The organism is Microcoleus sp. T3_A4, from assembly GCF_036700465.1.
Taxonomy (GTDB): Bacteria; Cyanobacteriota; Cyanobacteriia; order Cyanobacteriales; family Microcoleaceae; genus Microcoleus.
This window is the reverse complement of the sequence record NZ_JAUBOY010000002.1, coordinates 186968-201561: the sequence shown is the minus strand read 5'-3', so window position 1 is coordinate 201561 and position 14594 is coordinate 186968. Positions and strand designations below refer to the sequence as shown.

The window sequence follows — 14594 nt, the reverse complement described above, 5'->3', positions numbered from 1 at the left end:
GCCCTACTAATAGCCTTAGATGAGAGTGATACTTGTTGCCGCTGTACTGCCGAAACTGTAGCCCGCAGTGGGGTTAGCAAGACCTAAGCGCACAATCCCATTATTGGTACTAAATGGGTTGTCTTGAAGAGCAAAGGTTTGGCTGAGTTGGCCGTCGGCGAAGGACAACGTGCCACCAGTGGCGCCGCCCGGGTTAAGCAGGTAGTCGGTACCATATACAGGTGCAGGGCCGGCGCCTGGAGTCCCCGCCAGAATAATATAATCAATCGATGCTGCACCTAAGCCGCTTGAGCGGGTAACTGTAACCGTTGTGCCGCCCCCCTGAGCGCCGATCGAGCCGTAATTAGACGCACTATACTGGAAGACATTGCCAGATGCACTGCTGCTACCGTCAATAATGTCTAGTCTTGCTGTTGACGGAGTGCCGACGGGACCGTTGTTGAGATATAGGTTAACACTCTCAGTCATTTCAGGCACAGTATCAGCATTGACAAAGATGTTGAACGTCGTGGAAGTTACCCCAGGGCCAAAGGTGAGTACACCAGCAGTAGACGCATAATCAGCCGCAGTTCCTCCAGTTGATAGGGCGCTGCCGTCAAGAGTACTGTAGCTAATGGTTCCGGCAGCCGTAGTGGGGCCGATGCGATTGACTGTCACCGTAGCAAAGCCAGATGATTCCGGAGTGGTGAAAGTAGCCGCACTAAAAACAAACTGGCTTGCTGTTGATGTTGCTGGAGTGGGCGTCGGAGTTACCGTTGTCCCAGTTGGCGGCACATCATTAATCGTCAAAATTGACGGACCACTGCCGACATTGCCACCGAAGAGCACCAAATTCACCGTTTCCGGCGATGATTCCACATTCAAATCAGTCAAAGCCGTCACGGTGAAACTAGCGGTAGTTTGCCCCGCAGCAAAATTCAACACCCCTGTCGCCGGAGTGTAATCGCCGGCAGTGCCTGCTGAACTTGCCGAACCGTCAAGAGTCTGGTAGTTAATCGATCCAGCCGCCGTGCCACCGGTGCGAGTAACGTTAATCGTCGCCACGCCGCCTTCAGCCACCGTGTAATTTGGTTGCTGGAACTGGAAGATACTTGGAGAGGTCGGAGTTGGGGTCGGAGTTACCGTTGTCCCAGTTGGCGGCACATCACTAATCGTCAAAATTGACGGACTACTGCCGACATTGCCACCGAAGAGCACCAAATTCACCGTTTCCGGCGATGATTCCACATTCAAATCAGTCAAAGCCGTCACGGTGAAACTAGCGGTTGTTTGCCCCGCAGCAAAATTCAACACCCCTGTCGCGCTAGTGTAATCCGCTGCTGTGCCTGCTGAACTTGCCGAACCGTCAAGAGTAGAGTAGTTAATCGATGCAGCATCCGTGCCACCAGTACGAGTAACGTTAATCGTCGCCACCCCACCTTCAGCCACCGTGTAATTTGGTTGCTGGAACTGGAAGATACTTGGAGTTGTCGCCGTCGGCGTCGGAGTTGTCCCCGGAGTTGGCGGCACATCACTAATCGTCAAAATTGACGGACTACTGCCGACATTGCCACCGAAGAGCACCAAATTCACCGTTTCCGGCGATTCCACATTCAAATCAGTCAAAGCCGGCACGGTGAAACTAGCGGTTGTTTGCCCCGCAGCAAAATTCAACACCCCCGCCGCCGAAGTGTAATCTGCTGCTGTGCCTGCTGAACTTGCCGAACCGTCAAGAGTAGTGTAGCTAATCGATGCAGCCGCCGTGCCACCGGTGCGAGTAACGTTAATCGTAGCCACGCCGCCTTCAGCCACCGTGTAATTTGGTTGGGCGAACTGGAAGAGACTTGGAGATGTCGGCGTCGGCGTCGGAGTTGGCGTCGGCGTCGGCGTTGGCGTCACATCAAAGCCTTGATATTGAATACTCCGCACTAGGTAGTCGGAACTATCGGTTTTAGTGGAGGCAGCGAGGTAGGCAGCGGTGGGGTTCGCGTAGGCTGTGGCGGAGAACCGCAGTTCGTCAAAAGTAATGCCGGTGAGAGAGTCTCCTACTATCTGGAATGTGAAATTGCCATCGGTACGATCGCCAGTGAAAGTAACTCCATCTGAAGACACACCGAGCGGTTTTGGAGTGCCAGGAGCGCTGAGGCGAGTGATCGTAAAATTGCTGGCCGATACCCGCGCCCCATCCTTAAAGAGTTGCAGCGAACCAACTTCATCGCCTTGATCGTCGGCTGTAGTAGAACTTGATTTGGGAAATAATCCACTGAGGCCGATCGTGGCGCTAGTGATGTCTTTGTTATCTGCCCATTTCACCTTCAGCGTCTGAGATAGATTGGTGTTGGGGTCATAGTTGATTTCCGCCCGACTTTTAGTGGGGTCGGTAAACCAACCACTATAAGAGCCTAGGACACCAATACCAGCCGGAGCGCCGTAGCTCAACCCGCTTTTAGGGGTTTCGTTCGTTGCTAACGTGAGGTTGGCGATGGGTTCAGGGCTAGTGTAGTTCGTTTCAAAGCCATCAAAAGCTATCCCAGACAGTTGGATGCCTTGATTCTTGGCGGCAGTAGGCCATTGTGTAATTAGGTCACTGATGCTGCTGTAATTAGTGGTTGTACCCAAAGAACCAGTGAATGAAGTAGCCATAGCTTCTCCTTTGATGATGAGTAATTAAGGATTAGAAGTCACTGAAAACCAGAGGTTGGGCTTTCTTGTAGCGATCTGTTACTGCAAGAAACATTTCCTCATACGTGTAGGTAAATCAAGTAAAAATGCTTGCCCAATAAGCATCTGAAGGTATTATTGCCCCTGATCGAAGGTTGAGTGTAAATAATTACACCTATTTACACATATTTACTTAGGTATGTTTAACTTTCATCATCAATAAGTTTTATCCGGAAAAATTGCGATCTTTTTTTCAGACCTATAAAAAGCGGGTTTTCCACATCTGTAGAGGAGAGCTGAAATCCCACATTCCGGCCCCCCCAAGAGGCAGCGTTCACTGCTTCAGCGGACAAAAGTGCATCAGGAGAGACAATCATGAGTAAAAATACTTAGAGTTTTATATGTCTAAGCATCACCCAGTTGGGAATTTGTGAAAATTGAGGTTCGGGTGTAAGTTAAATGTGATTCCCTTAAAAATGCGTTAGCGAAGCTGGCCGTAGGCATCGCTAAAAAACCAAGTTTATTGGTGATCCGTAATGTGATTTACGATCGCCCTCAAGATGTCAAATGGGTTCTCTACTACTGCCAGAGTGACAAAACACGGTTAATCTGACTAAAGCAGGAATTATGCACTTATCCTCCTCTGATTTGTCAGGGGCAACTCTACAATAAACTCAGTTCCTTCGCCAACCTGACTGATGCAACTCAGCTTGCCGCCGTGAGCTTGAACAATTACCTGATAGCACACTGAAAGTCCTAAACCCGTACCTTTACCCACAGGTTTAGTAGTAAAAAATGGGTCAAAAATCTTGTCTTGAATTTCAACAGGAATGCCAGTTCCCGTGTCGCGGACAGAGATTGTTACCCAGTCCGGCTCGCTTTGCCAACTGCGGATGGTTAATTGCCTCGGTTTGCTCGTTGACTGGAGCGCATCTAAAGCATTGTCAATCAAATTATAAAATACTTGGTTAATTTGACTGGCATGACATTGGACGGGCGGCAAAGTGCCGTATTGCTTGTCTATTTTGATATGGGTTTTTAGCTTATTTTGCAGCATCAAGAAACTGCTTTCTAAACCTTCATTCAAATCTACTGGTTTTAATTCAGCGTGGTCTAAACGAGAAAAATTTCGCAGCGTCATCACGATCGAGCGAATCCTCCCGCTGCCTTCCCGCATTGAATTGAGCAGTTTACCAAAGTCTTCTCGAATGTAATCGAGTTCTAGTTCTTCATTGATTCTGACAATTGCTTCCGCTGCTTCCGGGCAGGCATTTCCGGCCTGTTCTAGAGCTTCGTTCAAGGCTTTAAAATATTCTTGAGCATGAAACAAGTTAGCGTGGATGAAATTGTTGGCGTTGTTAATTTCGTGAGCAATTCCCGCTACCATTTGACCCAAACCTGACATTTTTTCGCTTTGAATCAATTGCTGCTGTGCCGATCGCAATTCTTCTAATGCAGCCTGCAACTGCTGGGTTTGAGCTTGAGATTTTACCGCAGCATCTTGGACTTGGCTGTAAAGTTCTGCTTGCTGAATGGCGATCGCCATTTGGTTGGCTATCTGGGAGAGCAACTCCATTTCTTGCCGCTGCCAATTGCGGGTATCCCGGCACTCGTGAGCAATCAGCAAACCCCACAGCCTACCGGGAAATTTAGGATTATAGCTTCCGGCTGTGTCGGGGGTATTTTCTTCAGTTCTGGATGTAACAATTGGCACGATCAGATTAGCTTTAACCTGCAAACTATTTAAGAAATCGACATGACAAGGCTCTAAACCAGCATTAAAAATATCATTAATTGCTTTGACTCGCCCTTGCTGGTAAAGATCGGCGTAATCTCCCCGGAAACACTTATCAGCCCCCATATCTCCTAAAATTGAAGGCCAAGGAACCGTCATGTTTTCAACAACAACTTTTCCTTGCCAGTTGTCTTGAAACTGATAGATAATTACTCGATCGCACTGCAACATTTGGCGGACTTCCCTCACCGCTGTTTCCAGGATAGTTTCCAGATCCAGGGTACTGCGAATTTGGTTGCCGATCAGCCTTAGCAGCGATTCTCGTTCGGCTTGGCGCCTGGTTTTGCTATAGAGTTTGGCTTGATTGATCGCGATCGCCAATTGCGATCCTACCCCTTCTAAAAGCTGCCTTTCCCAATCAGTCCATTCCCGTTCGCGATCGCACTGATGCAAGCCAATTATGCCATTCACTTCACCTTGATAGCGAGTAGCTACTGCCAGCATTGACTTAATCTCCAAAGCTTCGGCAATTTTTCGGGTTTGTGGGTTCAATCCCGGAAAATCGAGAAACTTCGTCACTGCTAGGGAATCTTGTTGAGACACGACTGCAGCCAAATGCGGGTTGTCAGTCATCGGTACTTTCATTCCCAGTTGGATCGGATAGTCCCCCGCGTTGTACTCTCCGCGCGTAACTAAAGTTTTTTCTGTATTTGATTCTTTGACTAAAATGCTCACGCGACTGCACTGTAATGCTTGTCCCAGCAATCTGCAGGCCGATGTCAAAATTTCTTCTATGTCAAGTGTACTGCGAATTTCGTTATTAATTTGGTTCAGCAAGTTTGATAACTGAACTTGCTGCTGCATCTGCACGATTAGGGCTTTTTGTTGGTCTACTTCCGGCAGCGAAAGACTTTCTTCCTGCCTCCAGTTTTCCGATTCAGGCAACCGCGAAGTTACTCTTTGCCAGGGGTTTTCGTGTTCTTGTATTTTTAAAGACATATTTACTCAGGAGTTGTACAGTATTTTGATTGAGTCTGGTTTTTTAAACCTATGTTTACCCCGCCAACAGCCCCATCGCAGCTACCAGGACTTTTGGAATATCTTAAGACATTATAAAGGATGCCGCCTGAGCAAAGCAATTATTTGCTTTACAAATATTTATATTTAGCAAGTATGACCTCTGCAGCCGACAATACTAATTGGCGCGTGGCATGGAACTTGGTCAGATGTCAAATAGAGTTAACCGCCCGTTTAAGCGAATAAAATTAATCTAAAATCTATCTTTAGTTCAATGTTTGCGCCGGATCGATCAATATGGAAAATTCAATTCCCGACAATTTCCGTTCGCCAGCAAGCACCGACAACATTACTTCTGGATTGACAGGTAAAGCCCAGATTAAAATAGCTTTGGCGATCGGCAATTCCCGGCTGCACTGGGGATTATTTGTGGGCAAAACCCTGGAGAAAACATGGGATACACAGCATCTAAATACTGATGCTGTTTCCCGACTCTCGGAGGAGGAAAAAGCAGAATATTTGGTGCAAATAGTAATGAGGTCGATCGAGGAAATATCTTCTCAAACTCTCCTTTGTCTTCCTGCTACTACCGCTTTTTCTAATCCTCGCACACTTTCTTTAGTGCGGCTGCCTCTAATATTGGCTTCAGTAGTTACCCAGCAAACAGCAATTTGGCAGAGTTATCCTGATGTCCGAATTATTACTTTAGACCAGTTGCCGATCGGGGGACTCTATCCTACCCTGGGAATTGACAGAGCTTTGGCTGTACTGGGCGCTGGCAACCAATTGGGTTGGCCAGTTTTACTTATAGATGCTGGTACAGCTTTAACATTTACTGGGGCTGATGTCAATAGGTATTTAGTTGGGGGCGCAATCTTACCAGGTTTGGGTTTGCAGTTATCGTCCCTAGGTAAAAAAACTGCTGCATTACCTTTAATGAGTTTACCACAAAATCTGCCGCACCGCTGGGCAAAAGACACTGCTGGGGCAATTCAAAGCGGAGTTGTGTATGCGACGGTGGCAGGAGTTAGGGATTTTATTGAAGATTGGCGGTGTTTGTTTCCTGATAGCAAAATTGCGGTCACGGGGGGCGATCGCACTATGCTTTTAAAATACCTCACCGCAGCCTTTCCTGATACAGCAGCAGGCTTAATTGACGCACCAGAGGCTATTTTTTGGGGAATTAGCCTGTTGACTGTTGACTGTTGACTGTTGACTGTTGTCATTTTATCAATTCCCAATGACCAATTCCCAATGACCAATTCCCAATGACCAATTCCCAATTCACCTAGCAAATTCCCGAATATATTTAGCAACAACATCCGGGACTTCCTGCGGCAAATTGCTTTCCCCCGGACTGACCAATTGCAGTTCGGCATTAGGAGCCAGAGCAGCATAGGATTGACACAGAGACGAAGCTGCGGGAGTATCTTCAGAACCGTGCAACAGCAAAACAGGCGCTTTCAGCAAAGGCAAATTCTCATCAACTAACTCCGCTGTAATTTCAGCCCGCCGCCGCCCGAACAGCAACTGCACGGCAACTGGGGACTCCATCAACTGCTGTCTGAACTTTAGCAATCCGTCAATCTTTTTTTGGCTACCCAGCAACTTAGCAATTGGATAGATCGATCGTAGCAACCACAAAGCCAGCGGGGGTTGACCGATCAGCCAGCTAGCCGTCTGCCACCGCCCCCGCCGGTTGCCAACCTTGACGCCTTCTGGGGCCAACAACACCAAACCCTGAACTCGATCGGGATATTTGATAGCGTAGCTGGTGGCCACCCAGCCGCCCACAGAGTGAGCGATTAAATAAACCTGTCGCAACTTCAAAGTATCGAGGTATTGGGCGAGACATTCTACTTCCAAGTCGATCGAATAATGAAGATTCGGGCGTTCCGAGTCGCCAAACCCCAGCAAATCCGGTGCGAAGCAGTGGTAGTAGGGAGTCAAATGTTCGATCGTCCTCAGCCACTGACTGCTGTCGTGCCAAGAACCGTGCAAAAATACTAAATTCGGGCCTTGACCGACTTCGTGCCAGAAGATTTGCCCTACAGAGAGTTTGACCCGAGAATTGCGTAGCGGTGAGTACATCCGGTTAAATATTTAGTAATAAAAAGATGATTAATTTAATGTTCAGAGTTTGTGAATAAAAGTAGGAAAACATTGAAATACTCACCGGCAGTCAGGGCGCGGTGATTCTTGACGCTTCATCGGGTTCTGCTACCGAAATAGTCTGACAATCCCTCAGCACTCCATTTAGAGTCGTGGCGATTCCCCATCCCGACTTGAGCTATATTTCTAGCCGCATTTTCATCTCTATCCTGCTCGGTACCACAATTCAAACAGAGCACTGAGCGAATAGATAAATCGATTTTACCCCACTTGAAACCACAGTCCGAACAGACCTGGCTGGTGGGTTCCCATCGACTAATCACCTTGAACTCTCTGCCAAACTTTTCAGACTTAGCTTCGCACAAAGTCCTGAATTCTCTCCAACCTTGCAAGCTGATTACTCTAGCCACTTTGCGGTTCTTAACCATGCCCGACACATTTAAATCTTCCAAAACAATCACTTGGTTTTCGTTGACTATTTTGGTGGATAATTTGTGTATAAAATCTTTACGAACATCAGAAATACGGTTATGAAGCTTGGCGATCTTGATTCTAGTTATATTCCTTCTTTTGGAGTCATGAGGTTGGCGAGCTAACTTGCGTTGCAGTTTGCGAACTTTCCGGTCCAGTTTTTTATAACTTGGACTTTCGGCTTTTGCGCCATTACTCATTACCGCAAAGGTTTTAATCCCTAAGTCGATACCAATACTTGGATGCAAAGCCTCGGATTGAAATGGTTCGACCTCTACAACAAAGCTTAAGAAATAGCGATTAGCGCAATCCTTGATTACCGTGACCGAGCTAGGTGCTGACGGCAACTCCCTAGACCATATTGGCTTGACAATTCCAATTTTTGCTAAGTAAACGCCACCGTTTTTCTTCAGGGAAAATCCACGAAGAGTAAATCTTGCCGATTGACGGCTTGTCTTTTTTTTAAACCTAGGATACCGTACTTTTTGCCCTTTTCTTTTCCCTTTGTAGGAATCAAAGAAATTCTTAAAAGCCGTTTCTAAATCGGTTACAGACTGTTGCAAGGGAACGCATGACACCTCTTCCAGCCAAGTCCTTTCCTCAGTCTGTTTTGCCCCAGTTATTACTATTTTCTGAAGTTCTGTCGATTTCGGCTTTTTTTCGGATTGTTTGCAAAGTGCAAGAGCATCATTCCAGACAACGCGAACGCAACCGAATAACTGAGCCAAGCTCTGTTTCTGTTGGTCGGTCGGATAGATTCTGTACTTGTACCTTGCTTTCATTGTTTACTATTGCTTGATTGCTTTATTGTACCATGTATTATCAATACAATTAACTGAAAATGAAGAGAATCAAAGCCGTCCTATAAGGAAGGGGCTTCAGCCCTCCGCTACGCTCCGCCCAGTTCTTTGGTGAAAATTAATTCCACATTCATAACAGACAATTTTTGACCGCGAGGTAATTTCCGACTTTTCTGAAATTTCGATGCCCCGCCGATTTACGCCAAAGTTGTCAGGCCTTGAAAATAGTCCTGTAAGTGTTGGTCGTTATCGTGGCTGAGTGCCCCCTCCGGCAGGGATGCGGGCAAAAAAGCCTCAACCTCGCTGACTTCAAGCGTATCCTGAACTTGCATCTTTCCCTCTACCTCTGCTGCCACTACGATACAAATCGAGTGCAGGCGAGGGTCTCTATCGGCAGCCGAGTAAACACCCACCAAGCGACGGATTTTGACTAAATTGAGTCCTGTTTCCTCCGCTAATTCCCGGCGCACAGTTGTGGGAATATCCTCTCCCCAATCCACCATACCTCCCGGCAGTGCCCAGCGACCGTTGTCGCGGCGGCGAATTAACACAATTCGCCCGTCAGGCAATACGGGAATCACCGCAGTACCAGTGACGGGATGTCGAAAAATCAGTCCCAGCACAGTTTGTACAATTTGCCACAATCGACGCATAAACTCAAAAGTTTGTTTAGGGGAAAGTAATTTCAGGTTTCTTAGCTGGCAGCTCAAAAGTCTTAATTTTTAATTTTTCATTCAGGCGAGAGGTCTGGCAAGTCTGCTAATATCTCGGCTGCGTGAGTTTCTGGTTTGACTTTCCGATAAACCTTTTCAATCCTACCATCAGGGTCGATCGCGAAGGTCGATCGAGTAATTCCCATAAATTCTTTTCCCATAAATTTTTTGAGTCCGTAACAGCCGTAGGCGGTAGCAACTTCGGCGTTTGAGTCGCACAGCAAGGGAAAAGGCAGTTGATATTTAGCTGCAAACTTGGCGTGGGGCCCCGCCCCGTCTGTACTGACGCCGAGGACTGCTATATTGCGCGACTGGTAGTCTGAGTAAATGTCGCGAAAGCCGCAAGCTTCTTTGGTACAGCCAGGGGTATTGTCCCTAGGGTAAAAATAAAGTACAACTCGCCGCCCTCGAAAATCTGCAAGGCTGACGACATTGCCTTGCGCGTCGGGCAGGCTGAAGACAGGAGCTACGTCACCGGGAATCATAGTCATTTGTCGTATTTGTCAAGAGTTTATAGAAATCTTCTGGAAGATTGACAACATTGCGTCCCGATCAAACCCAGATTCCCAGCGACTGGAATCCCCGTGTTCTTTTTTCTGGGTCTTGTACCGGGTGTGCTATGATCGTCATCGGTCTAAAATTGAGTATAACTAGCCAACGTAAAAACTTAACTGGATTAGTTGAGTGCGTAGTCACACCTAACGGTGTTGCGGTTTAGGAAAGCTAAATTTGAAGAAAACCTAACTACATAAAGAGAACTGATCGAGTACGGTAGGGCATACCGGAATTAACGCTTGGGGAGAAGACACCTATATTTTGGCTGGAGAAATCCTGTCGCCAGTAAGTGACTTCGCTGAACCAAGAATCTCAGTCACCAAGAGTGCACAGAGTGTCAAACTTAAGAATCCCTGGGCGTGAAAGCCCGGGGACTGTCAATGTTTATTAGTGAGGTCAGAATGGCTAAGCGCCGCAATCTCAAGAAAGAGAAGGCACAACGAAATCAAGCATACGCTCGCAAGTTTCGCAAGCGGAGAAATCAAGATATGTTCTCCAACAAGAGAAGACGATTTGACGGCGGTAACGGCGGTGGCATGGGCGCCATGAGCGGTGGCGGCAGAGACAAAGACATGGCTGCTGCTGAAGATTAATTGAGTCAGGCTATCTGCCGAACTTAGAACCAGAGTGGAAAACACGATCGCTCTAAGGAGAGATAGCCAGCCGGAATTTGTCGAATAATTCAACGATGTTTAGGCGATCCGATCGCGCGCAGCGATAAGTGATTTTCTCACTTGTTCAAACCCGGTACCCCCGTAACTATTGCGAGCCGCCACCACTTGCTGAGGTGCGATCGCGCTGTAAATGTCTGTCTCAAAAGCTGGGTGCAAGTCTTTCCACTCCTCAAGTGTCAAATCTTTGAGGAGTTTGCCCCCCAAAAGGCAAGTTTTGACGACTTTGCCGACAAGGTTGTAAGCTTCCCGGAAGGGAACGCCTTTGGCGGCCAAGTAGTCGGCTACGTCTGTAGCATTAGAAAAGTCTTCTGTAACGGCAGCGGCGAGGCGATCGCCATTAAAGGCGATGCCTTCCCGCAGCAAAATGGTCATTGCTTCCAAGCAACCTTGTACCGTTTTGACGGTATCAAACAAAGCCTCTTTATCTTCTTGCAAATCTTTGTTGTAGGCCAAAGGAAGTCCCTTCACTACTACCAACAAGGCTTGCAAGTTACCGAACACCCGCCCCGCTTTGCCTCGCACCAACTCCGGCACGTCGGGATTTTTTTTCTGGGGCATGATGCTAGAACCAGTAGCGCAGCTATCTTTGAGCGTAATAAATCCAAATTCGTGAGAAGACCACAAAATCATTTCTTCTGACAAGCGGCTCAGGTGTACCAGAATCAAGCTGGCGGCAGCGAGAAATTCGATCGCAAAATCTCGATCACTCACTCCATCTAAGCTGTTAGCATAAACCTTGTCAAAATGCAATAGTTCTGCCGTATAATGTCGGTCAATTGGGAAAGTCGTCCCCGCCAACGCGCCACAACCCAAAGGCGAAACATTCACCCGCTTACAGATATCGCCGAGGCGTTCCCAATCGCGATCGGTCATTTCAAAATAAGCTAACAAGTAATGAGCCAAACTGATCGGCTGAGCGCGCTGCAAATGAGTGTAACCGGGAATTAAAGTTTCCACGTTACGATCGGCAATATCGAGCAAAACCCCTTGAAATTCCCGTAATTGCTCGCGAATTTCTGCGATGCGATCGCGCAAATACAAGCGAGTATCAGTGCCGGCTTGATCGTTGCGCGATCGGGCCGTGTGCAACTTTTTCCCAGCATCTCCCACAATATCCGTCAGCCGCTTCTCTACAGCGAAGTGAACGTCTTCTGCATCAACTCCCGGAACAAAAAGTCCTTGGCGATATTCGCGGCGTATCTGTTCCAAACCATTGACTAACTGTTCCCCTTCTGCTGCGGAAATAATCCCCGTTTTTGCCAGCATTTTAGCGTGAGCGACAGAACCCGTCAAGTCATACTCAATCAATTCAATATCGAAGCCAATACTAGCATTGAATCGGGCGATCGCCGGGTGCAACGCCGATTCAAATCTTTGACTCCAAGTTTTTTGTTGTGTTGTCATTGCTCAAGCTAAAACTAGATTATATCTCTCTTGCAGAAGTCTATAAAAACCGGTTTTTAGCAAAGACTTTAGTCCTTCTTCCGGTTTGTAGTCAGGACTTTAGTCCTCCATTCCCAATTCGGCAATAAAAAACTCAAGTTCTGACTACAAAGTTTTTATACATCTTTTGACCAGAAAAAACTGAAGTCTGGACTACAAAATTGTGAAACTTTTGCTGCATCATAAAAAAGTTAAGTTTTGGCTAAAAACCTTTTAAATCCGTTCCCGATACCTTCTGCGACAATAACTCTAACGAAAAATCCCTTTCAAGAACCACCCAACAAAAATACCTATAAAAAAAGCTCCTATTTGACCTGTCGAAACAAAATTGTTCCAAGCTTTCTGGAAATTCGTAAAAATTTCGTAACTTTGGCCCAAAAGCACCGTCGAACTCAAATGAGATTTCAAAACTACCATGTGAGCAGCATCGTGCCAATTAATCGAGTTGATTAATCCAGCAGTAATTTCCGGCATTAAATTAACTATCATGGTGATTTTCTCCTGCTAAAGGTGTTACCCTGAGTACAACCAGTGTCATGTCATCTTCGTTACGATTGCCGATGCCGATAAACTGGTGCACGCGATCGAACAAATAATCCAAAATTTCTTCAGACTGCTGATAATTTTGACAGGCCCACTGAAAAGCCGAGGTCAAGTTATCCTCATCAAACCGATCGCCCCTTTGATTAGAAGCATCAGTAAATCCGTCTGTGTAATAAATAATAGTATCTCCTGGCTGCAATTGAATGTGGGCTTCTTGGTAAAGCGAATCAGCATCCAGCCCAATTAACATTCCCTCCAAAGTATCAAGCTGAAGAATCGAATTAGTGGCAGCTTGCCACAGCAAAGGCGGGTGGTGAGCAGCATTGCTGTAAGACAAAACGCGAGTTTTCGGGTCATACTCCGAATAAAACAGAGTCACAAAACGGTGGGAATTTTCCAAATCCGCGTGCATAACCCGGTTTAAATGTTGCAAAATTCTCGACGGCGAGTGGCGGTTCAAAACCTCCGCCCGCAGCATACCCCGTGTCATCGTCATCAACAGGCCAGCCGGCACTCCCTTGCCCATCACGTCGCCGATCACAATGCTCCAGCGGCCCTTGTCGATTTTGGACTTGAGATTTTTAATCAGGGATGGGGGGTTTTCCCCCTCATTCTCCTTGCCGATCGGGTCATAGTCAGCGGGAATAAAATCATAATAATCTCCGCCGACTCTGCTAGCAGTTTGGCAGCGGGCGGCCACGTCAAGGCCGGGAATTTTCGGACAACTACGGGGTTGCAGCCGCAATTGAATTTCCGCCCCGATTTCTAACTCTCTGTCTAAGCGGTCTTTTTCCGCCAACTTAACAGTAAGTTCGTCTTTGCAAATAGCCACAGCGGTTTGATCCGCCACCAACCGAACTAATTTCTGTCTGCTGGGAGTCCAGAGATATTGCGGATCACTGCTAAAAACATAAAGCCGTCCGCGTTCCAAATTGTTGACTAAAATTGGCGCCCCAAACAAATGAACATCCGGGCCCAAATAACGACCGACTTGCAGGTCTAGACTAGAAGTTTGCCCAGAGGTTTCCGAAAAAGATCCAGCAGTAGCGCCCACACCTGCTGTAGCTTGCCTGGTGGCTATTTCCAGCGCTTTTCGCATATCTTGGCACTGCCGTCCTTCCTGACAATGCAACTGCTGGAACCTGACTTGACCGTTGGGTTTGAACAGCACTAAAGCTCCCCCGTCGGCGTCCGTAACGCGAGTCGCCACCAAAGGCACCAACTCCAAAAATTGGTTGAGATTGTTAAAACTTCGCAGGGCAAATCCCAGCGAGCCCAACATATCTTGAACGTTGTGCTGATATCGGTGCAAACGCGCCACCAGTTCTTTGAGGGCAAATACTGGCGTCGCGTCGGTGGAATTGCGACCCGGTGGGCGGTCAGCAGGTTGAGGTGAGGGGCGAGGCAAAGGCACAGCAGTCATTTTAAATTTGTGATTTTCGATCTTAGACGGAGGAGGAATGATTAAGGACTTACGGGCCACTTGAACAGAAACCCGTTTTTTTTAGAACAAGTAGTTTGGTTTGAGCAAGTAGGTTCGGTACTGGGACATTGGTATCAACTTAAGTCTAAAATTCTTAAGAAATCTCGTTTATAGCTGAGTCTAGATACCCCCTAAATCCACGCTGCTTGCTCTACTTGGGTGGGCCCAAGACCGCAGCGGCTCCCCTTAAGAAGAAGGGGGACTGTGAGCATTTCCTGTCCCACCCGACTATCAGGGGGGCGGCAGGGGGATCGGGAAGAATGTGCAATCAGACAGCCGACTGATACTAAATTTGAGCTTAATTTGACACGCTTGCTTTGGCTCGCGGTTTGAGCCCAACCAAGTAATAACAGAACGAAGGTATTGTTTCTAGATATTTATTTTTCACTTGATCGCTCGTGGCGATCG

The 14594-nt window shown here is 47.3% G+C and carries 11 protein-coding genes; 2 read left to right on the top strand and 9 right to left on the bottom strand.

Going from position 1 to position 14594, the window contains the following annotated elements:
- Positions 1 to 15: 15 nt before the first annotated feature.
- Positions 16 to 2622 carry a Calx-beta domain-containing protein gene (locus QUA07_RS02050; protein WP_333322145.1) on the bottom strand — a complete coding sequence of 869 codons (2607 nt, stop codon included), beginning with the start codon at positions 2620 to 2622 and terminating at the stop codon, positions 16 to 18.
- Positions 2623 to 3265: 643 nt separating this feature from the next.
- Positions 3266 to 5374, bottom strand: a complete 2109-nt coding sequence (locus tag QUA07_RS02045) for a GAF domain-containing protein (RefSeq protein WP_333322142.1) — start codon at positions 5372 to 5374, stop codon at positions 3266 to 3268.
- A gap of 315 nt (positions 5375 to 5689) precedes the next feature.
- Here QUA07_RS02045 and QUA07_RS02040 point away from each other — a divergent pair, with 315 nt between their 5' ends.
- Positions 5690 to 6601, top strand: a complete 912-nt coding sequence (locus QUA07_RS02040; protein WP_333322140.1) for a pantothenate kinase — start codon at positions 5690 to 5692, stop codon at positions 6599 to 6601.
- A 75-nt stretch (positions 6602 to 6676) separates the two neighbouring features.
- Here QUA07_RS02040 and QUA07_RS02035 read toward each other — a convergent pair whose 3' ends face one another.
- The 4 genes from QUA07_RS02035 to bcp form a co-directional block, all read right to left on the bottom strand.
- Entirely contained in the window at positions 6677 to 7483 is an 807-nt protein-coding gene (locus QUA07_RS02035; protein WP_333322137.1) for an alpha/beta hydrolase, read from the bottom strand.
- A 116-nt stretch (positions 7484 to 7599) separates the two neighbouring features.
- Positions 7600 to 8757, bottom strand: a complete 1158-nt coding sequence (locus QUA07_RS02030; RefSeq protein WP_333322133.1) for an RNA-guided endonuclease TnpB family protein — start codon at positions 8755 to 8757, stop codon at positions 7600 to 7602.
- 215 nt (positions 8758 to 8972) lie between these two features.
- A complete protein-coding gene (locus tag QUA07_RS02025) occupies positions 8973 to 9428 on the bottom strand; it encodes an NUDIX hydrolase (RefSeq protein WP_333322129.1) in 456 nt (151 codons plus the stop codon).
- Positions 9429 to 9505: 77 nt separating this feature from the next.
- Complete coding sequence (gene bcp / locus QUA07_RS02020; protein WP_333322126.1) at positions 9506 to 9979, bottom strand: thioredoxin-dependent thiol peroxidase; 474 nt, start codon at positions 9977 to 9979, stop codon at positions 9506 to 9508.
- A gap of 465 nt (positions 9980 to 10444) precedes the next feature.
- Here bcp and QUA07_RS02015 point away from each other — a divergent pair, with 465 nt between their 5' ends.
- Complete coding sequence (locus QUA07_RS02015) at positions 10445 to 10636, top strand: hypothetical protein (protein WP_190738786.1); 192 nt, start codon at positions 10445 to 10447, stop codon at positions 10634 to 10636.
- A gap of 99 nt (positions 10637 to 10735) precedes the next feature.
- On the opposite strand, the gene argH is transcribed toward QUA07_RS02015, so the two are convergent.
- From argH to QUA07_RS02000, 3 genes are all read right to left on the bottom strand, one after another.
- On the bottom strand, positions 10736 to 12121 hold the full coding sequence (argH, locus tag QUA07_RS02010) for an argininosuccinate lyase (RefSeq protein WP_333322124.1): 1386 nt from the start codon (positions 12119 to 12121) through the stop codon (positions 10736 to 10738).
- Between the two features lie 288 nt (positions 12122 to 12409).
- Entirely contained in the window at positions 12410 to 12649 is a 240-nt protein-coding gene (locus tag QUA07_RS02005; RefSeq protein WP_333082718.1) for a hypothetical protein, read from the bottom strand.
- The gene (locus QUA07_RS02000; protein ID WP_333322122.1) at positions 12639 to 14126 is read right to left on the bottom strand and encodes a PP2C family protein-serine/threonine phosphatase; all 1488 of its coding nucleotides are present in this window, start codon (positions 14124 to 14126) and stop codon (positions 12639 to 12641) included. Before QUA07_RS02000 ends, QUA07_RS02005 begins: the two co-directional genes overlap by 11 nt.
- Positions 14127 to 14594: the final 468 nt, after the last annotated feature.